Origin of the sequence: Legionella shakespearei DSM 23087 (assembly GCF_000373765.1) — a bacterium.
In the GTDB taxonomy this organism is placed as follows: Bacteria; Pseudomonadota; Gammaproteobacteria; order Legionellales; family Legionellaceae; genus Legionella; species Legionella shakespearei.
In genome coordinates this window covers 149,120-173,777 of the sequence record NZ_KB892393.1, presented here as the reverse complement: position 1 = coordinate 173,777, position 24,658 = coordinate 149,120, and the positions used below count along the sequence as shown (strand labels likewise).

The window sequence follows — 24,658 nt, the reverse complement described above, 5'->3', positions numbered from 1 at the left end:
GCATTTTTTGCTGCTCTTCATGCCATGTAATCCATTTTCAGGAATCATGATGACTGTTCACGTATTTATCGGTGCTGGGCCTGGGAATCTCCATCGTGCTTTAAAGATAAGAAACTATGATCCTAAGGCGAAATTCGTTTTTATTGATGACCGTTTAAGGCCGCAAACGCGTGATATCGACCGAGTAAGGGCCCGTGCCAATATTTTCAGATTTGAAAATGATGAAGTAACAGCAAAATTGCTAGCTGCTGGCGTCAGACAAACAGATTTGGCTCCCTTGATCTATGATCGTGATTTTTCTGTAGCTCAAGGATTTCAATCAGGCGATGACAGGGTCTTCAGTAATAAGCGATTTACGCAAATCCAAATCAGAGATTTACAACTGTTGCTTTTGAAAACAATTGACGCTTTAAGTGGTGACAACAAGCCTCTGTTGATCGATAGAAAAATAGGACAGGATGACCTGCGTTCGCTTGAAGAAGAAGTTGCACATATTGTATATGAAAACTCCCATCTTCTGGATATATCCACAGAAGATGTTAAAGATCTGCATATTCATGTCGCCACGGGAGCGTTAAGAGGCGATGCCCGTAAAAATGAAATAGTTTATCATGATAAAAAAGCCATGTTTCGTGCTGATGGAAACACGGAGCCGCTTCAAACGGCTTCAGAGGATGTCAAATCATTGACAGTTACTGCGTTGCATGGAACGACTACTTTTGTCATCAAAAACAAAATCACTCTGGACCAATTAAGAGATAACCAACGCTCTCTCGATTTAACGGATTGGGAACAGCCCTTAAAAAAATACGGATGGAATCTTGTCCGTCCTCCCAGAACGCGTGTTTTTTATGCCAATGATATTCTATATATAGGCGCAGAGATTCCTTTTAATATGCAAAATATGGACAAGGAGGATTTTGAGCGTCAGGTAACGGCATATACTCGTGAAATCGCCAGACTGGTTTTTCCAGATCTGGACATCAATTCATTACCCGTTAATCCTCATCTGCGTTCCAGGTTTCCCACTTCAAGGGGAGAGCGGGGTGATGTACTCAATTATCATCCCGACATGGATTTGCATTGGAACGATGAAGTGATTAAAGCGGATGTTACAGTAGCTTATCATGGCGATAGCCGTTATTTACCACACTATCAGACAGGAAGCGGTTTTGTTACTGCCTTTTTGCAAAATGAACTTTATGCAGAAATTTACAGCCGTAATTCCTTTGCTGATTTAATTGCATGGGCAATTGAACATGGCCATTTGGGTGATGATATCAATCCGGATAACATCCAAAAAACTTATGAAAAATTAACTGCTAATGATTCTCAAAAAGCGTTAAAAGCTTTTCAGCAAGAATTATTCATGACTTTGTCGCGTGACATTATTGACCATAATAAAGCTAAGGTAGGTCGTTATTTCAATGCAATACATACGCAGTCGCTCAATGAAATGGGTAAAAGACTGGAAGAGCTATTAATAAAGTTTAATCATTATCAATGGGCTGATTTATCGGTAGAACAGTTTGACGGACTTGATTCCGGGGCTGTGGTGATGGAGCTTCTGAAAATAAATAACATTGGCTTTTTACGTGAAGTAATGCCGCAGCTCTTAAATATGGATTTCTCCAAAGTTTCAGATGAGGAACTGCTTCATATACGTGATATGCATTTTCTTGATTTTAAAGAAAACGTGGGTCTGGAGCCTGTTGTCCTTGAATCCAGTGAGGAAATAATCAGGGAAATGATCCAGGATACTTCGCGGGAAGTGAAGCTCCAAATTGCAGCCACGCAGCATTTTGAAACAATATTGGCTGATTACAATAAAGTTCATCATTATGATTATAAAAGCGACCAGTTTAATGAGGCTGCCCGTGCTGTAGTGATCATGGAAATGTTAAATCGTAAAGGTAAAAACATCGCTTTTGTGCGTCAGACTTTGCCTTTATTGATCAATAAGGATTTATCCAAATTATCAGATAAAGAAGTTTTGGCCTGTCGTGATCAGTTTACTCAAAATTATCCGACATTGCTGAAAGATACCTATGCACTTGTTGTTACCAGTCTGGATGCCAAACAATCCGATCAGTTAATTCAGGAGCTGGCTGGCGGTGATCTAAAGCATTTTAATAAAGTAGCAAATGAATTAAAGCTTCCGCTTGTTTCCAAAGTTGAAGATGCAGAGCTTATTCGCAAAAATTTACTCCATGCGGCAGTTACTTTGAACCGGAGTGAGAGACCATTTTACGATAACGTGGCATTACTTATGGAGGAGTCTGATTCTGAGGTTTTGATAGCGAGACTCAAGACTATAGCTATGGTACTTGATACTAATTCCACGTTACATCAACGATCCTTTTTATCGTTTTTTACAGGAAAACATAGCGAAAGCATCCATAAATTTGCTGCTGATATAGAGCGCATTACAGAACAGTATAAAGATGATCCGCAACAGCTGAAAGTTGAAGCACTGAATACAATGATAAGTTTTCATCGCAAGCTTGAAGAGGGCAGTTCGCGTAGAACTATTGAAGCATTGTCTAAAATAACGAATGAAATGGTTGAGGAGCGGGCTTTCTCGGCAAAGCCAAACTAATAAAAATAGGATATTTAGACCCATGATTTTAGCTTAATTTAATATGAGTTCTGGATAAGGGCGACATTTGCATTGGCGCAATCCGTTCGTGCTGAGGAGGCGCGTCTTTTGGCGCCGTCTCGAAGCACTGGCACAGGTTTTTTGTCCTGGTGGATGCTTCGAGACGGGGTTACCACCCCTCCTCAGCACGAACGGGTCGGTGGGTGGGATGGGCTAAGAAAACCCTTATTTGGAGTTCACATCAGTTCTGAATAAAACCATAACTTTTTCGCCCTCGCACGATCCGTTCGTGCTGAGGAGGCGCGTCTTTTTGCGCCGTCTCGAAGCACTGGCACAGGTTTTTTGCCCTGAGTATGCTTCGAGACGGGGTTCCCATCCCTCCTCAGCACGAACGGTGCAGTGAGTATGATGAGCCCCGAACTGACACTAATTAATTATAATGGTTACATAGATAATGTGGTTGTGCTTTCATAAAGTGCCGCGTCTAGCACGTTATACGTGATTCCATTTGCAAGTGACTCTAGTATGTTGCTGGACTGGAATAGAGCGAGTGGATTACTAAAATCTATACTATTTTTCATAGTATTCTCTGAATATCCATTAATTAAAGAAGCTACTGTTCTGCTGATAATGGAAAGAACAGAAGCGAAAATGTTGCCTATATCTAAAAAGCATGTAAGTAATTCGTTACCCATGCCCGTTAATATACGTTCAGAAGTTTCTTCTAAATCATCGTTAAACAGAGCTTCGATTAACAGCCAGGTTCCTTGTAAAATTCGTCCTATTGCGATAAAGGTTTTTAGAGTATGACACAATGGGTACACAAGTGAACTGGTATGAAATGAGGCATCAAAATATGGTCTGTATAGCAGCTCGTTTTCAAGACTTAAACAATTGTATGCATTTTCAAAGTGCTGATTTGCTGCTTTTTCATAGGACTTTGCTTTTTTAAAAAAATGGTTCATGGGATGCTCATAGTGTTTTGTTGAGACTGTATTTTAATTAAGTAATGGTTAATTGTAAAGCACATAGTTTCTTGAATTGTCAAAATCGCTTGATTTAAATATATAAAAAACTGTAGCCTTGATGCAGCGATAGAGTAATCAAGGTTTTCCTATGGTCACTTAGACCTGCTGGATGAAAACCTTGATTACTCTATCGCTGCATCAAGGCTACGCCTATTTTAAATCAACCCCTCTTTAACTTAATGGCAGTGAGCTCATGGCGATGTGGCTAAGAAAACACAAAATAATGATTTAAATGAGTTTTTGATTTACTTTCCTTAACGACAACCCTATCCTTATGGCCAATTATTTCAGGTTTTCACGATGGAGTGTGCTATGGGGTTTGGTTGTGCGTATCTTTTGAAAGAAAGAAGATTTTTACCCTTATTTCTGACCCAGTTTTTTGGTGCTTTCAATGACAACGCCTTTAAATTGGCGATGCTCACGCTCATTAGTTATCATCTAAGCCATTCTCAGGCACAATCTGAATATTATCAGGCTTTGGCTGGAGCCTTATTCATCCTTCCTTTTTTTCTTTTTTCAGCAACTTCCGGACAATTGGCGGATAAATACGACAAGGCCTTATTGACCCGTCTGATAAAGGTTTTTGAAGTCATATTAATGATTATTGGCAGCTTTGCCCTTTATGGCGGTAGCATCTTGCTCATGATGATCACGCTTACCGGAATGGGCATTCATTCTGCTTTCTTTGGACCAATAAAATACGCCATCTTGCCAGACCATTTGCCAAGGCAGGACTTATTAGGTGCAACAGGTTTAATTGAGGCCAGCACCTTCATCGCTATACTTCTTGGTACAACACTGGGAACTCTGTCTATAGGCACTACCAGCTCCATCCCTTACCTGGCTATTTTTATGACTTTATGCGCTGCTTTCGCAGGATTATTTTCCAGTTTATTTATTCCCAGCGCTCCATCGGTTTTAGTGAATTTAAAAGTGGATTTGCATGTCTGGCGCGCCACTTTGGCTATGCTGAAACAGGCTAAAGAAGAGCAGGGCGTTTTACTATCCATTTTAACCATTTCCTGGTTTTGGTTAATTGGTGCTGTACTGCTGACCAAGTTACCTGATTATGCTCATTATGTATTGGGTGCTAATACTACGGTCTTCGCTTTGTTTCTGGCTTTATTTTCAATAGGTATCGCTATGGGTTCGTTGACTATTAATCGCATTTTACAAGGGCGAATTACTCTGTCTATTGTTCCCTTGGCCATGATCGCTTTAACTGTTTTTACCTTTGATTTGTATTGGGCATCGCCAACAGATTTAGTTGTACAGGAACCCTTAATTGGCATATTTTCGTTTTTTACTTATTTCAGGCATTGGCGTATTGCCTTTGATTTATTCATGTTGGCTTTTAGTGCCGGATTATTTGTTGTTCCTTTGTATACCTTTTTACAGGTTGCCAGCCATCCGGAGGCAAGGGCAAGGACTATTGCGGCGAATAATATTTATAACGCCTTGTTTATGGTTTTGGGCACTATGTTGGTAATGTTGTTATTGCATTTGAATGTCGCTATTCCTCAGGTGTTCTTGATCTTAAGTTTATTGAATCTTATCGCAGCCTTTGGCTTATGGTTTTGCTTACGTTACAGAGAAAAGAACGCAGTAGAAAAAATATAGAATAGTAACGTAGCCCGGTCTGTTTGCAGTTGTCTCTTCTACAACACAATCTGGGATTGACTCTGACATCCCTCTGCTTGTTCGAGGGGAGCCAGGGGTTCAGGGCAGAAACACAGTCCCTGCCAGTATAACTGTTCCGCTTCCTGACGGATCCACGTCGTCCTGAGCGCGTCTTTTTGCGCGAAGGATCTCCAAATACTGGCAATGTGCCAATTTCAGGAGATCCTTCGCGCAAAAAGACGCGCTCAGGACGACGTGGATCCGTCAGGAAGCGGAAGTTTTGTTGCGGCACAGAGCATGATTTAGCATGTCCCCCGGTTGCAAGCACGCCGGGTACGCATTGTGCCAATTGGAATTAATTTGTATCTTTTAACCAGTCTCTTGCTGGCAGGTAATCGGTATAAAGAAGCGACTCAGGGCTCCCTGGCTCGGGCTGCCAGTTGTATTCCCAATGTACTTCGGGTGGTAGAGACATGAGTATGGACTCGGTACGGCCTCTTGACTGCAATCCAAATAAAGTACCGCGATCGTAAACCAGATTAAATTCTACATAACGTCCGCGGCGATAATTTTGAAACCCTTTTTCCCTTGCCCCATACGGGTGATGCTGACGGCGAGAAACTATAGGTTCATAGGCTTTTATAAAATGATCCCCTATGCTTTGCATCAATCCAAAACTGTGTTCAAAACCGGTGTCATTATAATCGTCAAAAAACAGTCCCCCAATTCCGCGGGCTTCATTTCTGTGCTTAATAAAAAAATACTCATCACACCACTTTTTAAATTTGGGATAAAGGTGAGCTCCAAAAGGCTCACAAGCCTGTTGCGCGGTCACGTGCCAATGGTGACAGTCTTCCATAAAGCCATAATAAGGGGTTAAATCAAAACCGCCACCAAACCACCAGACAGGGGCAAAGCCTTCTTTTTCGGCGACAAAAAAACGAACATTCGCATGAGTAGTGGGAATGTATGGATTCTCAGGATGAATCACCAGAGATACCCCTAAAGCACTGAATTTTCTTCCAGCCAATTCAGGCCGGTGCGCACTTGCAGATGGAGGAAGCGCTTCACCTGATACATGAGAAAAATTGACACCAGCTTTTGCAAATACTTTCCCTTTGGTAAGAATGCGGCTTATCCCGCCACCGCCACCAGGACGATCCCAGGAATCCTCTGAAAAGCGTGCCTCACCATCAAGGGCTTCAATCGAACGACAAATTGAATTTTGTAGCTGAAGCAGATAAGATTTAATTTGATCTATTGCATTGAGCGGGAGTGAATTTACGTCTGACACCATGTTTACCCCAGACTGATTACTATTAATTCATTTTCTCATTCTTTCTGAATTGGCACAATGTTTGCTTTGTTATAATTAAGAGATGTAGCTTTTCACTGCGATATAAATGAAGTTGCACAATAATAATAAGGAGTGAATATGGCGCTTAACCTTGACTCATATTTGGGGATTCATGCCAAAGCACTGGTTGCCAGAGATCAGAGAGCATCACAACTGGCCAATAACCTGGCTAATGTGAATACGCCCAATTACAAGGCTGTAGATGTTGATTTCAATGAACTTTTAACCGCAACCATGGCGAGAAGTTCACAACAATTGCAAACCAGCTCACCCAATCACATCAATACCAATGCTGATTTCAGTGCTAATCTCAAATATAGGGTTCCCACTCATGACTCTCTGGATGGTAATACCGTAGATAAAGACGTGGAAACCGCTGAATTTGCTAAAAATGCGCTCAATTATCAGGCCAGCTTAAATTTCCTGGGCAGTAAAATTAAAACCATGATGGTGGCGTTAAAAGGAGAATAATTATGTCATTAAATGCAATTTTTGATATAGCCGGCTCCGCAATGACCGCAGAAACAGCACGTTTGAAAACCAGTGCTGGCAATATGAGTAATGCCAATGTGGAAGTGGGAAATCCTGATGATGTGTATAAGCCTAAGTACCCCATTTTTAAAGCAGTTCAGGAACAGGCAAACCAATGGATGGGTGATCAGGTAAAAGCGGGGGTTCAATTAAAAGGAATTCATGAAAGTGATGCGGAACCAACCAGACGTTACGCACCTAATAATCCCATCGCTGACGCAGATGGTTTCGTTTATACCTCTAACGTCAATTATGTAGAAGAAATGTCAAACGTGATTTCAGCATCACGTTCCTATCAAATGAATATTGAGTTACTTAACACCACCAAACAGTTAATGCAACGGACATTGCAACTCGGTGAATAAGGGGAAAAGGATGACAACAAACTCGGTGAATGGTGCTAATGCAGCATCAGCTTTGGGATTCCAACAGCCAGAAGCGCCTAAAAAAAGCCTGGGACAACAAGACTTTTTACGCTTGATGGTAGCCCAAGTACAAAATCAGGATCCCATGCAACCTCAGGCAAACGGCGAATTTTTATCACAACTGGCACAGTTCAGCACTAATGACGGGATTACAAAAATGCAGGAATCATTACAACAGTTAGCTTCATCCTTACAATCAAACCAGGCGCTGCAGGCATCTGCTCTGGTGGGTAGAAAGGTATTAGTCAACAGCGATAAATTATCTCTGGGGGCTGAGGGTGATGTGAAGACTGCGATTGATATGCCCGCTGGCTTGAGTAATCTCAGTGCTGCAATTTACTCAGAATCAGGCGAACTTGTTAAAACCATTCCTTTGGGACAACCAGAACCCGGGTTTTTTCAGTTTGCATGGGATGGCACCGGCCAAGGCGAACAGCGTTTGGCCGCAGGGAAATACACCGTCAAGGTAACAGGAGTCTACGGTGGTCAGGAAGTGGCATTAAGGACGATGACTTCGGCAAATGTAGACAGTGTGAGCCTGGGGCAAAATGGTGAAGGCCTAAAATTAAATGTTTCCGGTGTAGGTTCAGTGACTTTAGATCAGGTAAGACAAATAACGGTATAAATAACAGGCAATCCTGTTTGTAAAAAGGGTCTGTGCTAAAAATTATAATGCAGGAGGCTACTATGGTTTTTAATACGGCTTTAAGCGGAATTCAGGCTTCGAGTAAGGATTTGGATGTTATCGGTAATAATATTGCCAACTCAGCAACTATAGGATTTAAAGGTTCAAGAGCAGAGTTTGCGGATATTTATACCTATAACGCTTATGGAACGGGTAACGTGGCTGTAGGTGGTGGTGTCAAATTGTCGCGCGTGCACCAGTCATTCGCTACCGGAAGTTTGACGCCAACCAATAATACCCTTGATTTGGCAGTGAATGGTTCTGGTTTTTTCATCTTGAGTGATCAAGGTTCGCGAGTGTATACACGAGCCGGCCAGTTCAAACTCGATAATCAAAACTATATTACCAATGCGGCAAACCAGCGATTAACGGGCTTATTGGCTAATGCCAGTGGTGCTATTACCGGTGCGTCTGGTGATTTACGCATTAATACAGCAAACATCAGCCCACGTGCCAGTACTCTGGTGAATGGTGGGGTTAATCTCTTTGCTGACAGCACTAAATTAACTGCGAATTGGGCTGGCGGCGCGACACCATCCAGCGATACTTACAATAATGTGACTTCTTCAACAATTTATGACAGTTTGGGTAATTCACACGTGTTAAGCATGTATTTTATACGTGCTAATCCTGATGCTGCTGCAGGCGATCCCAATGCTGCCTCTCCCGCTGGTACAGGAAACCAATGGTATGTAGCATTCCAGATCGACAATCAGGATGTTCCAGCCCTTGCTGGTACAAATAACACAGATAACCTGTTTCGCGCCAATTTTAATGCGGATGGTTCTTTCGCAGGGGTTGCTGATACTACCAACACTGCGCTGGCTAACGGATTGATCCCTTTATCGCTGAACTTGAATAACGGTTCCAATCCTTTAAATTTAAATATTGACCTTTCAAACAGTACGCAATTTGGTAGTCCTTTTGCCGTACAGACCATGCATAATGACGGGTATACTACAGGAAGTCTGGCTGGACTTGATATTGACCAGTCCGGAATCGTATTAGGCCGCTATTCAAACGGTCAATCTCTGGCTATGGGACAGATTCAACTGGCTAATTTCGCCGATCCTGAAAGTTTACAGAACCTTGGTAATACCAACTGGGCTGAGACTATTTCTTCAGGTCAACCACTGATTAGCGCCGCGGGCTCAGGAGGTTTAGGTCTTGTTGAGTCAGGTCGTCTGGAAGAGTCTAACGTGGATCTGACCAGTGAACTGGTTAAACTGATCAGCGCCCAGCGTAATTTCCAGGCTAATGCTCAAACCATACGTACGGGTGATGCGATTACACAGACGATTATTAATATTCGTTAGGAGATAAGCCATGGAACCCATTCTGTATAGCGCTCTTACTGGTGGTCGTGCGGACTTTAAAAAGCAGGAAATGATTGCCAATAATTTGGCGAATGTAAACACTCCTGGATTTAAGGCGGATTTATATCAGGCACAAACTATGTATATGACCCGTGCAGATGGGACTCAAAGTAATGATGGCCATTCTTTTGTTGTTCAGGTTGCGAATGGCGTTGATTTTACTCCCGGTGAAATCATGACTACAGGGCGTGATTTGGACGTGGCCATTGACGGGGATGGCTGGATGGCCGTCAGGGATAATCAGGGACGTGAATCATATACCAGAGGAGGGAGCTTACGACTGGATGTAAATGGTCGCCTGGTTACTTCTTCTGGTAAAGTCGTTCTTGGCGATGGTGGTCCTATATCCATTCCTCCAGCCAAATCTATAGAAATAGGCAATGACGGTACTATATCCATAGTTCCTCTTGAGGGTGATGTCAAAAGTCTGGCAATACTGGACAGAATTAAATTCGTGAAACTTGATAGAAATAATGTAACTAAAAATGAAGAGGGGCTGCTACAAATTGCACAAGGTGGAAATCCTGCTGCTGATGGTACTGTGAAAGTGGTAGGCGGAGCCCTTGAAGGAAGTAATGTGAATGCGGTCGAGCAAATGGTTGGAATGATAAGTGCTGGTCGGGAATTTGAAGCACATATGAAGCTCATGACAACTGTAGATGAAAACGGGGCAAAGCTGGCACAAGTATTGCAGGTCTAAGTATAATAATAAGAATAATAGCAGGAGACTTTCATGGAACCAGCACTATGGGTCAGTAAATCCGGACTGGAAGCTCAAGATAAAAACATAGCAACCATCGCCAACAACCTGGCGAACGTCAACACCACTGGTTTCAAGAAGGGGAGAGCGCTGTTCGAAGATCTCATTTACCAGAACATACGTCAGGCTGGCGCACAATCCTCCCAAAATTCCCAGATTCCTACGGGGATTAATATGGGAACCGGTGTTCATTTGGTTGCAACTGAAAAAATATTCACTCCCGGTGGCATGCAGAATACGCAAAATGCTCTGGACGTAGCAATTGAAGGTCAAGGATTTTTAACCATACTCATGCCTGATGGAACACAGGCCTATACCCGCGATGGATCTTTAAAAACGGATAATGCGGGAAATATTGTAAACAATAACGGCTATCCTATTCAGCCGGCCATAACACTGCCTCAGCAAACTTTAGGTGTTACTATTGGTAAAGACGGTACAGTGACAGTGACTGTTGCTGGAAATAATGCACCACAGGTTCTTGGTAACATTCAGTTAGCAAATTTTATTAACCCGGCCGGTTTACAGCCTATAGGCCAGAACCTGTTTGTTGAAACCGCATCAAGCGGTACACCACAGATTGATAATCCGGGTAACTCGGGCTTAGGTACCATAATGCAAGGTTCTCTTGAGTCATCCAACGTCAACGTGGTTGAAGAGTTAGTCAATATGATTCAGGCGCAACGTGGCTATGAAATCACCGCCAAGAGCATCCAGACTGTTGACAGTATGTTGCAGTATCTGAACCAAACTCTGTAATTGGATTAAGTTATGAAATTAATTAACGCTATCATCTTTGGTTTGTCCTGTGCCGTGCTGAGCGGGTGCGAAACTTTAAATGCACCTGCTCCAGGCAAGAATCCTGATTACGCTCCTACGTATCCCACGACACCAGATCCCAAGGAATTGCGTAAAGTAAGCGGGGCTATATACAGTAATGAAACGGCTTTACCTCTTTTTGAAACCCCAAGGGCGAGACACGCTGGAGACATCCTGACGGTGTTCCTGGTAGAGCGAACTGATGCACAGAAAAATGCGACCACAACCCAGAAGAAGAATGACTCCACCCAGGTTACTAATAAACTCTTTTTGGGCAGACCTATTTCTTTAGGCAGTGGTTACAGTATGGATTTTGATTTGGATAACCAGCGACAATTTACTGGTGATGCCCGTTCCATTCAGAACAACAGATTGGCCGGAAGTATTTCTGTGACCGTATCAAAAGTACTGGCTAATGGAAATATGATGGTACAAGGCGAAAAATGGGTTAGAATAAACCAGGGTAATGAATTTGTGCAGCTTTCCGGTATTGTACGTCCTCAAGACATACGGGCGGACAATTCGGTTAATTCGGACAGAGTTGCCAATGCACGAATTTCTTACGGCGGAACGGGACAGGTCAATAATACCAATGCACAAGGCTGGCTGTCACGATTCTTATGGGGTCCTTTATTCCCTACTTAATTAATACGGATATGCTGTCCATGATGTGATGGGCAGCACGATCAAAGACAAGGAACTGTAATGCGGCGATTGCTGATTATTACATGGTTAGTGCTGATAAGCCTGCTGACAACGCAGGTTTTTGCCGAACGAATTAAAGACCTGGCTACTTTGGCTGGCGTGCGTACTAACCAATTGGTTGGTTATGGTCTGGTTGTTGGCTTAAACGGTACTGGTGATAAAATCGGAACCCGATTTACAGAAGACAGCTTTGCCAATATGTTGACCCAGCTGGGAATCAATATTCCCGCAGGAACCCGTCTTAACTCCAAAAACATAGCTGCTGTTATGGTTACCGCCAGTTTAACCAGCTTCATGAAGAAGGGACAGTCAATAGACGTTAACATCTCCTCCATAGGAGATTCCAAGAGCCTGTTAGGCGGTACTTTATTATTAACTCCATTAAAAGGAGCTGATGGCCGTGTGTATGCGATGTCTCAGGGTAATATCGTTGTTTCTGGTATCAGCGCTTCAGGAAGCGATGGCTCCAGTGTGACTGTAAACGTTCCCAGTGGCGGCCGTATACCGAATGGGGCTACGGTTGAAGCCGATATTCCCAATCCTTTTTATTTTTCCAAGTCATTAACTTACAATTTGCATTCTCCTGATTTCACCACTGCAAAACGCATGAGTGATGCCATTAATGAATTGATGGGGCCAGGAACAGCGCGTGCATTGGATGCCGCTTCAATCCAGGTAACTGCTCCCAAGACATTATCCCAACGAGTGGATTATGTTTCTGTTCTGGAAAACATCGAATTTAAACCAGGCGAGTCACAGGCCAGAATTATTATTAATGCACGTACTGGAACAGTAGTTATTTCCAATAACGTCATTGTCAAATCTGCGGCGGTTTCTCATGGTAATCTGGTGGTGAGTATTACAGAAACGCCGGTTATCAGTCAGCCCAATGCTTTTGCAAATGGCCGGACAGTACAAACACAACAATCTCAGGTCAATGTAGAACAGAAAAATAATCATGCCTTCGTTTTACCCAAAGGCGTTACTTTGAAGGATATAGTAAGAGGAATCAATGCTGTTGGTGCGACTCCTGCAGATGTGATCTCGATACTTGAGGCCCTGCAGCAGGCAGGTGCATTAAATGCAACATTAATAGTTATTTAAAGGTGAAAACATGACAGTACCAAGCATTGCTGCCAGCGATTTTAAAGGCTTAAACGAGTTAAAGCTCCAGGCAAAAAATGATGCCAATGATGCTTTGCCGGCGGTAGCAAAACAGTTTGAAGGGATATTTCTGCAATCCATGTTGAAAAGCATGCGTATGGGGCAGCATTTTCTGGATGAGTCCAGTCCTTTCAAAGGAAAAAATGAAACAACGTTCCAGGAAATGCTGGATGGGCAATACGCCAATGACATCGCCGGTTCAAAAGGAATTGGGCTTGCGGACATGTTGGTGAAGCAATTGCAAAATACGGTTGGAACGGATAAGAAGGGGGATGGTCTGGCAATAAATCCTCCCGCTGAGGCCGCATTAAAAATCAATGTCAATAATGATGCCAAGGCAGCGCCTTCACCGACTATCGATGACTTTGTTAAAGAACTGTGGCCTAAAGCAAAACAAGCGGCGTCAATGATGGGGCTGGATCCTAAAATTCTCATGGCTCAGGCAGCGCTTGAAACCGGTTGGGGCAAATTCATTGCCAAGGATGCTGATGGCTCAAGCAGCAACAATTTATTTAACATCAAATCCGGTTCATCTGATGTCTCTGATTCGGTTAAAATTAAAACAACTGAGTATATTGCCGATACACCAGTTAAGATGACTGCTTCATTCCGAAAATATCCATCGGTAGAGCAGAGCTTTAATGATTATGTATCGCTGATTAAAGGCAGCGAGCGTTATCAGGGCGCTTTGGCGAGTGCAGGAAATCCCGAGCAATACGTGAATGAATTGCACAAAGCGGGATACGCCACTGACCCTCATTATGGCAGTAAAATTTTGTCAATTTATCATGGTGATGAATTGAACCAATCACTACAACGATGTGGGTTATCAGAACAACTTTGATTCTGACCAAAGGACACATCAGTTTAGGGAGTAAACGAATATGTCTATACTTAATATCGCTTATTCAGGATTAAACGCTTTTCAGCGTGCTATAGCTGTTACGGGAAATAACATAGCCAATTTCTCAACACCTGGTTATTCACGGCAAAGCATTAATTTTACTCCCAGTATTTCGCATCGCTATGCCGGTTCATACATTGGCAGCGGTGTTATGGTTTCTTCAATTACTCGTAATGTGGATCAATTTGCCACGACACAGGTGCGAAGTACTACCAGTGCCAAATCGCAATATGATGCCTTTTATCAGCAAGCAATTCAGGTGGATAAATTATTGTCCCAGGGAGGAAACAGTATTTCCGGATCCCTGCAATCGTTCTTTGATACCTTAGGACGATTAAACAGTACGCCAGACAATATTGCATCCAGAGGAGATGCCTTGAGGCAAAGTCAGCTTTTAGTAGAACAATTTAATTCACTACAAAAAAAGCTTGATGAATTGCAAGCTAACTCAACACAACAAATCACTGAAGCAGTAACTATTGTCAATCAACTGACCAAAGACATTGCCGCGGTAAATGGCCAATTAATGAGCACCCCCAATGCCCCTGAATTACTGGATCAAAAGGATGAATTGTTACGTAAGCTTTCCCAGTATGCTGAATTAACAGTCTTTGAACAGGGAGATGGCACTGTAAGTGTCGGAATTTCCAGTGGTGAAATGCTGGTTGCAGGCTCTGAACAACGTGACTTAAAGGTGAGTTCCGATAAGGCAAGCACTCTGGGAACCCGCATTATGTTAAGCACTGGCAACTCAGGCCAACTGGATATTTCCAACAGATTAAACACGGGTATGCTCGGCGGATTACTGGATTATGAGCGCAATGTTATCGGTCAGGCAAGCCAACAGATAGGTCAGATGGCTATAGGTCTGGCGCAAACCTTTAATGCTCAACATCAATTGGGCATGGATATGAATGATCAAATTGGTAAGGCTTTTTTTACTGATTACAATTCGGCGGACAAACAATTAAATCGCTCTTTAAGTTCTCCGGCAAATACCGGGACGGGTGTATTATCCGTTTCCATTTCGGACATAGCCCAGACCAAATTGAGTGACTATGAATTGGTAGTAAGTGATGCGGGAACAAATGAAGTAAGGCTCATTCGTAAATCAGATGGCACTTCAACTACGCTGAACTGGACGAATACACCCCCAGCGCCTCCTGCCGGGCAGTTAGTTATTGATGGTATGACCATTACAGTAAATGATACTTCGAGCCTTGTTAACAATGATAAATTTACTTTAACGCCAACGCGAGGTGCTGCAAGACAATTTGCTTTGCAGATTAATGATGCAAGAGAAATTGCTTTGGCGTCACCGGTCGTTACTTCTGCGGCTACCAGTAATACGGGTAACGGGAAAATTGCATTAGGTACTTTATTAAATACTGCTGCAGTAGATAAAGAATACCGAATTGAGTTTATTTCAGACACGCAGTACAACCTGGTAAATGTCACCGACAGCACGACAGCAGGACCTATAAATATAGTTCCTAATTCGGACAATATTATTCAGATACCTGACTCACTCAATCCATCTTATTCAGTAGTCTTGTCAGGAATTCCCAAGTCTGGAGATCAATTTACTGCCCAATATAATGCGGGCGGTATAGGTAATAATACGAATGGATTAAAACTTTTTGGCATTCACGATGCTAAAGTATTTTCAGGTGGAACCGAAAGCTTATTTGATAGCTATGCCAATTTATTGGCAGATGTTGGCGGCCAAACGAATCAGGCAAAGGAACGTTCAGAGTCCGCTGGAATTTTACTAAAGCAAGCCACTGATTTTCGTGACAGCAAAAGTGGTGTCAATACTGATGAAGAGGGCGCCAATTTATTGAAATTCAAACAGGCCTATGAAGCTGCTGGAAAATTAATGCAAATTTCCAGTCAAATGATGGATGTGTTGTTCACTATGATGAGGTGATAAATGCGTATTTCAACAAATCAGATTTATCAGCGCGGATTGGATAACATGCTGATTCAGCAGGAAAGGGCGGCGAAACTTAATGAGCAACTTTCCAGTGGATTAAGGGTACAATCCCCATCGGATGATCCTATAGCTTCAGCGCAAATTGAATTGATGAACAAGCGCATTGCTACGACTGAGTTATTACAAAAGAACCGTGAGTCGGCTGAGGGTGCTTTAAATCTGGAAGAGAGTATTTTAACCGGCACTATCAATTCCTTGCAGCGCTTGCGTGAAATTCAGATTCAGGCTGGTAACAGTAGTTTGTCTTTGGAAGACAGGAAGGCACTGGCCGTTGAAACCAAAACCATTCTGAATCAATTGCAGGATTATGCAAATGCAAAAGACGGTTCGGGCAGTTATATGTTCAGTGGCGGAAAGTCGACAACTCAGCCTGTTTCCTTAAACAGCTCAGGCCAGTTTGTTTATAATGGCGATAGTGTCCAGCGCTTTCAGGCGGTAACTGGCAGTTTACAGGTTGCTATTAGTGACACGGGCGATAATCTCTTTATGCGTATTCCAAACGGGAATGGTACGTTTACAGTACGCCATACAGGCACGCCAAATACAGGTACGGCTTCGGTAAGTACAGGAACTGTGATCAATGCCGGTGCTTATGTTGCCGATGACTACACGATGAGTTTTGCTTTAAATACTCAAGGACAACTGGTGGTTATGGTGAGCGGGACCGCGAGTGGCAATGTCTTGCCCCCATCGGGATTACCTGATGACGCACCACTTTATCAGGCGGACTCAGCAATCAGTTTTAATGGTATGGAAATGACGCTCACGGGTACTCCGCAAGTAGGGGATACTTTTTCCATAGCGCCTTCGCAAAATGAATCCATGTTCTCAACGGTACAACGCATGATTGCCAATTTGCAGCAACCTTACGGTACCGATGTTGAAAAAACGGCAATACAAACTGAAAACAATCAGTTATTGGCTCAGATTGACAGTGCTTTTGCGAATATTTCCAACTATCAATCGGATTTAGGGGCACGTATGAATCAGTTAGAAAGTGCTGATAAAACCAACTCTGATTTATTACTGGTAAGTCAGGAAGCTTTAAAGAAATTAAGAGAAATAGATCCTATAGCTACCGCTGTTCAGTATAATTTGCAGTTGATCAATTTACAGGCCGCGCAACAAAGCTTTGTGAAAATACAGGGCTCATCTATTTTTAACTTTATTTAAAGAAACCGAGCCGCGATCGTGAGGAAGCGGAACAGTTATATTGGCACGTACTTGATTTCCTGGGCCTATACACAGATTGAGTTATCTCCGGCCGCGTGCCTCAACAAAAGTTCCGCTCCTTAACAGTCGCGGCTCGGTTTTCTGGTGCACGATAAAGTGAATACAAACGCACGAAAACCGAGCCGCGACCGTGAGGGAGCGGAACCCTTGATTACACGCAAAAATCAGACTCCTAGCCCGTATCAGGCGTTAGCTGTAATACAGGAATGAGGTTCATTGCCACTTCGCTCCCGTATTACGCTTCGTTAATACGGGCAATACTAAGAAATCCCCAATCCCCAATCCCCAATTCCAAATCCACGTCGTCCTGAGCGCGTCTTTTTGCGCGAAGGATCTCCAAATATTGGCACCATGCCGCTTTCGGGAGATCCTTCGCGCAAAAAGACGCGCTCAGGACGACGCGTTTTGGGATACAACGCAGCTTCGAAGACAACATACTGTTCTGTTTCCTCTTACATCATTTTGTTAAAAAAGAGTTAAAAATGTATCTACTGAACAAAATTTAAACGATTTTGACATATAGTTACATTAGTAATTAAAGAAAGGAAGGTTCACATGTCAACAAAGCTGATTACTATTTCAGGTGCTGTTGTATTGTCTTTATTGACGGGAGTAAGTGCTGCTGGCGACATCGTATGCAAAGATTACAATGGAAAAAATACCACTGTCAAACCCAAAACAATAACCATCTATAATAATTCCGAAGATACTATTTATCCCGTCCTGGCCACCAGCCAGAATGCTGTAAACGAATGGCTACAAGGCTGTTTTCGCAGCACAGACCCTTATCCAACCAATTTTGTCTATAAACTATATGTTAATGAAGGTAAAGGAATAGGCTCTGGTGAGTCAGTGACTATTACTTTGCCTTTATACAGCAAATTATCAGACGGACAATACATCACCTGGTGGAATGGCGGACGTGTGGTTCTGGCCGATAGAAATGAGCGTTTGCGTGATGAAGACGTAGATACAGCCTTAGCTACACCTGGAGAGGTACTCTGTAAGGGAGAACATAATCCATGTACCTTGACAACCTATTCCAGTAAGGTGCAATTCCCTGAAAATATCTATGCCCAGTTATCAGAATATACTTTTGGTGATTCAATTATTCCCGCGAAGCAAACCCTAAGGTTATTAAAACCAGAGAATGTGGGATATAACATTTCCTATGTGGATCACGTTTATTTGCCTGTCGCTATTGGAGCTAAAAATAATCCTTATATTGGGTACAGCGGTTCGGCTCAACCCTTAGCGGAATTTCGATCTCATCTGAATTCCTTTTTGAACACGACTATAGGGCAGGGCTGGCCTATTTATAACCTGGAAGAGCTAAAATTGCCTGGTGGTTATAATATTTTTGCGCAACGCTCTGGAACCTTGCCTCCGACTGACAATGTGCCCGTTAAGCCCAAAGAGGGTTTTCCTCCTGTTTTAACCGTGTTGGCATGTAAGCAAGGAGAATGCACTGAAGAGCAGAAGAAATCACTTCATTTCGGCGAATCGGTTCAGCGCATGCAGAATCTATGGGCCAACTGCGTTAATTGGGGTAGTGAGGATGTGAGTCAATACAGGACTGAGGTATTTGAATGTCCTGACAGTATGAAAAAGAAACTGGAGGCTGTACATCAATTCTATAAGAAAAACCATGAGCAATACATGGCAATGTATGCTGCTAAACAGTGTACTTTAACCCCCAACACTCCAGCAACACCCTTTAATTATTGGGAAGCCATCAAACATATCTATGGCTGGGTACCCTTTAATGAAGGATGCGGCGCGGCGGCAAATCCTTTGGCCGAAACCGAGATTCCTGGATGGGATCATGCCAAAATTCAATCCATGTACATTCATGACTTACAGTACAACTATAAAGAACCAGAAGGAGATAATCCTGACTATTTATTCAATCCTTATGTCAAACTGATTCATGATAACCAGTATCTTGATATGGATGCTTATGGCTTTTCTGTAGATGATGCAGTGGGTTTTATGAGTGAATTGGGAGATGGCCTGGTCTTTACCGTTGGCGGCACTCATGGTCTGGAAAATCAAAAGCAATTCAGTTATGCCGATGGTTTTTCTGTAGCGATAGGAGTGCCAAAATCCATGGAGAATGAGGCAAGCAGTCCTTTAATCAAGAAATACGGAGCATGCCTGTTGAAATCTGTAGATGATGATACCCCCTGTGGACAGGACAAGCAGGACGTTATCATGCCCGACAACAGCCAAATCGCTGGCTTTAGAATCGGTACGGTAGCCTCTTATCCCATTAAAGTCAGTTTTACAGACTTGGATGATAATATATACACCTTTGTTGTCAGGGAACAATTCAAAGCATGCGGCGATAATGCGGAGCCTGCGGAATGCCCTGCTAACAAGCTAGACATTGTCGTTAAGGGAAGTTGCCTGGTAACGGACAAGAATGGACAGAAACATCCCAAATCAGATAATTGGTGTGCCAATGCTAACCCCAATCAACAGAAAGAAAAGCAAGTTACCAAAAACTTTATCAGCTTCCCAAAACCTGTTGACTTCATGGAATAACAAATACCCCCTGGTTCACCTTCTAATTGCCGATTGGATCGATATCCAACCGGCAATTCTATAATTGTAGCCTTGATTACTTACAATCGTGAGTTGAATATTAATTTTTGTTAAACTATAATTTAACTTAATTGACTTTAATTAAACTAAAATTTAATAATGAAGATAAAAACATTTAATTCTCTCACCATCCAGGCATGCAAACTTTTAGGTGAAATGATTCAATACGAAAGAAAAAATAAGAGTTGGACAAAAAAAGAATTGGCCGAAAGGCTAAATATTTCTCATGTCACGCTGAATCGTCTTGAGGACGGAGATTTATCCTGTGCTATAGGCTTTTACTTTGAAGCCGCTACTTTGCTGGGTATTTCTTTATTTGCTATGGATAAAAACCCTTTATATTACCAATTACAAAATATTGAAGAAAAAAATACGTTATTACCAAAACGCATTAGAAAAAAGCCATCTGGAGTAGATGATGATTTCTGACTCCAGAGCTACAAGCCGCCATACAACACGGCACATCTATAGGTGGGGCAAGGCCTAAAGCTTTACTAAATGCACATGATAAAAAGTATGTTGCAAAATTTTCTTCTTCAACAGATATAACCAATGTCATAAAAGCTGAATATATTGCTATGCGTCTGGCAAAATTATGCGGTATAGAGGTGGCAGAGGTAAGGCTTGTTCAGGTTGGTGGTAAAGACGTATTATTAATCGAACGATTTGATAGAATTCGTCATGAAAATAACTGGTATAGGAAATCGATATTATCTGGATTAACCTTGCTGGGGTTGGATGAGATGATGGCTCGTTACGCGAGTTATGAACAATTAGCCTGGATTATTCGTAGTCGATTTACTGAACCTAAAAAACAATTAAGGGAGTTGTTTTCACGATTAGTATTTAATTTAATATGTGGTAATACGGATGATCATGCTCGCAACCATGCTGCCTTTTGGGATGGTAAACAGCTGCAATTAACTCCTGCTTATGATTTATGTCCACAAAACAGAGCTGGTAATGAGGCATCACAGGCAATGCTGGTTTACAAGGATAATAATTTAAGCTTATTACAAAATTGTTTAAAGACAAGTTCTAATTATCTGCTAACAGAAATAGAGGCACGCTCCATCATTGATTTTCAGATTGAAACAGTTCATGCGAATTGGGATTTAATCTGTGAAGAGGCCAGCCTCAATAGTGTCGATAAAAATTATATGCGAAGTCGCCAATTTCTCAATTCATTTATATTTACGGATTATTCTGGTTCGCATTAGATTGTGCCACACGATCTGTAAGGGAGGATTATGCTATTTCAGTGACGACTATCGGGTCGAGTTCTGGCATTGCTGGTAGCAGGGCTGTGATTTGGGCTTCTGGGGTTATTGTATTTCCTCGGGCGCCTGCTGTTTTAGGTCCTAAATTATCCAACACGGTATCCAGTGAAATGACCCTGGCCAAACTCAATAACACCGTTATTAATGAGTTGGGAGTTATTGTCCGATTGTAAATCGATAGAGATTATATTCAATTGTCCCAAATTGGAAACAGAGAGTCTTAAAAATTCATGCTGTTTTTACAGCTGATTATAAATAGCTTGCGATAGCAAATAACACAGTTATAAACTGGGAAGCGAATCTGGATAATACAGGAGGTAAATATGACAGATATCGCGTTTTTTAATGATAAAAGGGAATATGGACGTTATTTTGAACATCGGATAAACCGTCTTGCAAGTCAGCATCATATCAAACCACAAGAAGCCATTCAGATTGTATTAACTGGAATAATTTTAGAATCAGAAGAGTTGGAAGCGTTTTGCAAGTCTCATGATACCTTTCTGCCTTTAATTATTTCTGCTCGAGAGGAATTAAAAAATCCTGAAAAACGTAAACATTTAATATACGCTATTAAAGAAGCAGTTAAACCCTTTTGTGATTTGCCTTCACATTTGCGCCAACCCGATCTTAAATATTTTACTATAAAACAATGTTTAAAAGGATACAGTAAAACAACATCTTTTGGATTAGATTTCTCCTGCGATGCATTTATCTTGACTGACTGGGGACTTAGTTCGGCTACATGGCCGTTACCGATTTACTTTTACTGCGGAAACTCGTATTACAATCCATTGTATACGAACAAACCAAAGCATGTGAATATTGATTGTACTGAAGATAACTTTAATCTTCATTTTTTGAAGCTGGTACGGTTGTTTTTTCCTCATCAATTGAAATCAATACATTTTAATGTGAACGGCGGTTCTGTTTCTGACTTAAAGGGTGCTCTGGCAACATTTGATTCTTCGTTACTGGCCAATACATCACTTAAGATAGTTGCGGATAAGGACTGTAATGAATCAGAATTTAATGTCTGGGAGATGGTTCCCTCAATAGAAGTAAACCTGAATTCAAGGATGTCTTTGAAAGATAAAAACGATTGGTATTATCGCGTGTTACAAAACACCAAAGTATTGAAATTATCTTTTGAATCAGATTCGTTAACAAAATGGTCGGATTGGCATAAAGAAGAATTGTTTGATTTATTGAATCAACGCTCTTCATTTACGTTGGTCATAGTGGGAGATTCTTCTTCGATTCAGTTGCTTAAAGAGGTCTCTGAGTGGGCTTATAATACAACCGTCATTCTCGATGTCACTAAACCGACTGATACATTTAATAAAAAACTGAAGAATGAATTTGGTGATAGACTCATTATCTCAGAAACAGGTGAGATCAGTTTGGATTTACGCCAACCTGAGAAAACTAATCTTATGAATTGCTAAGGAAGACTAGAAGAGCCACCACTCCACCGTCCCGCGGCTTGTCCGCGGGATCCAGGGATCTAGGTTCGGAGTGAGATCTCTGGATCCTGCGGACAAGCCGCGGGACGGCATTGAATTTAAGCGAACGGGTTTTCATAAAAATTCAGTATTTTATTGTCTAAGCAAAGATTTTTGAAGCCTGACTTACCGAGTTAAGCTCACTATAACAAGGAGTAAAGAACGATGGTTAATGTCGAAATAATCCCAATAACTGAAGAACACATTGAAGAATTTTGGGCTGCCGTAGACAGTGTTGCCCGTGAGCGTAAATATCTTGCTTTTCTGGAAGGACCACCCATTAATACCACCAGAGATTATGTTTTAGGGAATATCAATGGACATTGGCCTCATTTTATTGCTGTTAGTGAAGGAAAAATCATTGGATGGTGTGACATTACCGCACTTGATAGACCGGTCTTTGCTCATGTTGGCTCCTTAGGAATTAGCGTATTAGCACCTTATCGAGGGCAGGGGATTGGTAAGAAGTTAATGCAAACAGCCATTCAAAAAGCCGAACAAAAAGGATTAACACGCATTGAACTTACGGTACGCGAAAAAAACCAACCCGCGATTGCGCTGTATAAAAAAATGGGATTCGAAATAGAAGGCATACACAAAAATGCAGTCCGCATTGATGGAATTTATGAAGATCATATTTTTATGGCACTGTTATTAGGCGATGCAAAAGACTAGATGATAATGTTCCTGATATTGATATAAAAGTGTAGCCTTGATGCAGCGACAGCGAAATCAAGGTTTTCATCATAAGGCTTTATTAATCCCACCCACCCCTCCTCAGCACGAACGGATTGTGCGAAGGATAAAGAAATTTTCTTAACTCGTCATGACATACTAATAAAAAACTGCATTCCTAAAAACATCAGAGTTAATACAATTGAGATAATTGGGAAAAAAATCGGCATAGAAAAAGCGCCTTCTGACTTCTTCTCAGTGAGCTTTATTTTAATTAGTGAAGCATGAATCATTAAAAACACACAAAGCATAATAGTACTGGTTATTTTTGCCAGGGTGGTGATCGGCAAGGCATAAGCAAACAATAAAATAATACCAACCACCAGAAGGGTAGATAACACTGGTGTTTGAGTTTTACTGTACACCTTTGAGAATATTCGAGGCGCATTATCCTGTTTTGCCATACCATAGATTAAACGCGAAGCCATAATGATTTGCACCAGGATCCCATTGCTGATTGATATCAAAGCAATAATAGAAAATAAAACAGGAGATTGTCCTTGCTGTTTAATGATTTCAACAAGAGGCATGTTGGTATGAGCTAATACTTCCGAAGGAAAACTTCTGACAATGACCCAGGCAACAAGTATGTATAGAATCGTTGCAGAGCCAAGGGCAATAAAAATCGCTTTAGGTAAGGTTTTTTCAGGCTTAATAGTTTCTTCTGCAGTATTGACCATGTCTTCAAAACCAATATAAGCATAAAATGCAAGAAATGCCCCCATCAATACGCCGTCAAAAGAAGCAGGCCAAGTGATTTGTGAGATATCAATTGAATCGAAGGTAGCGCGGCCATAAAAAATAATCATCAACAATCCGCCAACCTCAATTAAGGTCATCAACATGATTACCGTAGCGGATTCTTTAATACCCCATATAGCAAGGCCGGCGAAGAGAGCGAGCAAAAGAAAAATAATAAGATAGGACGATAAAGGAAAAAACAAAACAAAATAGTTTACAAAACCATGCGATATAGTCGCCGCTGAAATGACCCCCGTTAATACCACAACCCAACCGATTAACCCGGATAACCAGGTTTTATCAAATGCTCTGCGAACATATAAAGCAGAACCCGCACTCTGCGGAAAACGTGAACTCAATTCTGCATAAGAAATCGCAGTAAATAAAGCGAGAATCGATGCGATTAGAAAGGATAAAGGAGTAAATTGCCCCGCTCTTTTAGCAACTTCACCCACAAGAGCATAGATTCCAGCCCCTAAAATAGTACCCAATCCATAAAAGGAAACCAGAGGTAACGACAAGGTACGTTTGAGTGACATATCACATCCTTATGATAATTATGAATTCCATAATATCAATATCATTTGA

General features: G+C 41.8%; 22 protein-coding genes. 19 read left to right on the top strand and 3 right to left on the bottom strand.

From position 1 onward, the window contains the following. Positions 1-46: 46 nt before the first annotated feature. Entirely contained in the window at positions 47-2,599 is a 2,553-nt protein-coding gene (locus tag B094_RS0106510) for a hypothetical protein (protein ID WP_155823680.1), read from the top strand. Between the two features lie 443 nt (positions 2,600-3,042). Here the strand turns inward: B094_RS0106510 and B094_RS0106505 are convergent, their stop codons facing one another. Beyond that, complete coding sequence (locus B094_RS0106505) at positions 3,043-3,564, bottom strand: hypothetical protein (protein WP_018576998.1); 522 nt, start codon at positions 3,562-3,564, stop codon at positions 3,043-3,045. Between the two features lie 375 nt (positions 3,565-3,939). Between B094_RS0106505 and B094_RS0106500 the strand changes: the two genes are divergently transcribed. After that, positions 3,940-5,247 carry an MFS transporter gene (locus B094_RS0106500; RefSeq protein WP_018576997.1) on the top strand — a complete coding sequence of 436 codons (1,308 nt, stop codon included), beginning with the start codon at positions 3,940-3,942 and terminating at the stop codon, positions 5,245-5,247. Positions 5,248-5,602: 355 nt separating this feature from the next. Here B094_RS0106500 and hemF read toward each other — a convergent pair whose 3' ends face one another. Further along, the gene (gene hemF / locus B094_RS0106495) at positions 5,603-6,544 is read right to left on the bottom strand and encodes an oxygen-dependent coproporphyrinogen oxidase (RefSeq protein WP_018576996.1); all 942 of its coding nucleotides are present in this window, start codon (positions 6,542-6,544) and stop codon (positions 5,603-5,605) included. A 138-nt stretch (positions 6,545-6,682) separates the two neighbouring features. Between hemF and flgB the strand changes: the two genes are divergently transcribed. From flgB to B094_RS0106405, 17 genes are all read left to right on the top strand, one after another. Continuing rightward, positions 6,683-7,075, top strand: coding sequence for a flagellar basal body rod protein FlgB (gene flgB, locus B094_RS0106490; RefSeq protein ID WP_018576995.1), 393 nt, complete (start codon positions 6,683-6,685; stop codon positions 7,073-7,075). A gap of 2 nt (positions 7,076-7,077) precedes the next feature. After that, entirely contained in the window at positions 7,078-7,500 is a 423-nt protein-coding gene (gene flgC, locus B094_RS0106485) for a flagellar basal body rod protein FlgC (protein WP_018576994.1), read from the top strand. Between the two features lie 10 nt (positions 7,501-7,510). Continuing rightward, positions 7,511-8,185, top strand: coding sequence for a flagellar hook assembly protein FlgD (locus B094_RS0106480; RefSeq protein WP_018576993.1), 675 nt, complete (start codon positions 7,511-7,513; stop codon positions 8,183-8,185). 62 nt (positions 8,186-8,247) lie between these two features. After that, positions 8,248-9,561 (top strand): flagellar hook protein FlgE, encoded by a 1,314-nt coding sequence (gene flgE / locus B094_RS0106475; RefSeq protein ID WP_018576992.1) that lies wholly within the window; start codon positions 8,248-8,250, stop codon positions 9,559-9,561. 10 nt (positions 9,562-9,571) lie between these two features. Then, positions 9,572-10,321 carry a flagellar basal-body rod protein FlgF gene (gene flgF, locus B094_RS0106470; protein ID WP_018576991.1) on the top strand — a complete coding sequence of 250 codons (750 nt, stop codon included), beginning with the start codon at positions 9,572-9,574 and terminating at the stop codon, positions 10,319-10,321. A 33-nt stretch (positions 10,322-10,354) separates the two neighbouring features. Continuing rightward, complete coding sequence (flgG, locus tag B094_RS0106465; RefSeq protein WP_018576990.1) at positions 10,355-11,140, top strand: flagellar basal-body rod protein FlgG; 786 nt, start codon at positions 10,355-10,357, stop codon at positions 11,138-11,140. 12 nt (positions 11,141-11,152) lie between these two features. Then, positions 11,153-11,845 (top strand): flagellar basal body L-ring protein FlgH, encoded by a 693-nt coding sequence (locus B094_RS0106460; protein ID WP_018576989.1) that lies wholly within the window; start codon positions 11,153-11,155, stop codon positions 11,843-11,845. A 60-nt stretch (positions 11,846-11,905) separates the two neighbouring features. Continuing rightward, positions 11,906-13,009 (top strand): flagellar basal body P-ring protein FlgI, encoded by a 1,104-nt coding sequence (locus B094_RS0106455; protein ID WP_018576988.1) that lies wholly within the window; start codon positions 11,906-11,908, stop codon positions 13,007-13,009. Positions 13,010-13,019: 10 nt separating this feature from the next. Further along, positions 13,020-13,913, top strand: a complete 894-nt coding sequence (gene flgJ, locus B094_RS0106450; protein ID WP_018576987.1) for a flagellar assembly peptidoglycan hydrolase FlgJ — start codon at positions 13,020-13,022, stop codon at positions 13,911-13,913. Positions 13,914-13,953: 40 nt separating this feature from the next. Continuing rightward, positions 13,954-15,903, top strand: a complete 1,950-nt coding sequence (gene flgK, locus B094_RS0106445; protein ID WP_018576986.1) for a flagellar hook-associated protein FlgK — start codon at positions 13,954-13,956, stop codon at positions 15,901-15,903. Positions 15,904-15,906: 3 nt separating this feature from the next. Then, entirely contained in the window at positions 15,907-17,142 is a 1,236-nt protein-coding gene (flgL, locus tag B094_RS0106440) for a flagellar hook-associated protein FlgL (protein ID WP_018576985.1), read from the top strand. Between the two features lie 615 nt (positions 17,143-17,757). Beyond that, on the top strand, positions 17,758-19,749 hold the full coding sequence (locus B094_RS0106430) for a hypothetical protein (protein WP_018576983.1): 1,992 nt from the start codon (positions 17,758-17,760) through the stop codon (positions 19,747-19,749). A gap of 159 nt (positions 19,750-19,908) precedes the next feature. Then, a complete protein-coding gene (locus B094_RS0106425) occupies positions 19,909-20,238 on the top strand; it encodes a helix-turn-helix domain-containing protein (protein WP_018576982.1) in 330 nt (109 codons plus the stop codon). After that, entirely contained in the window at positions 20,235-21,029 is a 795-nt protein-coding gene (locus tag B094_RS15840; protein WP_081621049.1) for a HipA domain-containing protein, read from the top strand. The genes B094_RS0106425 and B094_RS15840 overlap by 4 nt, the downstream gene beginning before the upstream one ends. 41 nt (positions 21,030-21,070) lie before the next feature. Continuing rightward, positions 21,071-21,262, top strand: a complete 192-nt coding sequence (locus B094_RS17435) for a hypothetical protein (RefSeq protein WP_169334268.1) — start codon at positions 21,071-21,073, stop codon at positions 21,260-21,262. Between the two features lie 150 nt (positions 21,263-21,412). Then, entirely contained in the window at positions 21,413-22,537 is a 1,125-nt protein-coding gene (locus tag B094_RS0106410) for a hypothetical protein (protein ID WP_018576979.1), read from the top strand. A gap of 222 nt (positions 22,538-22,759) precedes the next feature. After that, entirely contained in the window at positions 22,760-23,269 is a 510-nt protein-coding gene (locus B094_RS0106405) for a GNAT family N-acetyltransferase (RefSeq protein WP_018576978.1), read from the top strand. 149 nt (positions 23,270-23,418) lie between these two features. Here the strand turns inward: B094_RS0106405 and B094_RS0106400 are convergent, their stop codons facing one another. Next, positions 23,419-24,609, bottom strand: a complete 1,191-nt coding sequence (locus tag B094_RS0106400) for an APC family permease (RefSeq protein WP_018576977.1) — start codon at positions 24,607-24,609, stop codon at positions 23,419-23,421. Positions 24,610-24,658 lie beyond the last annotated feature (49 nt).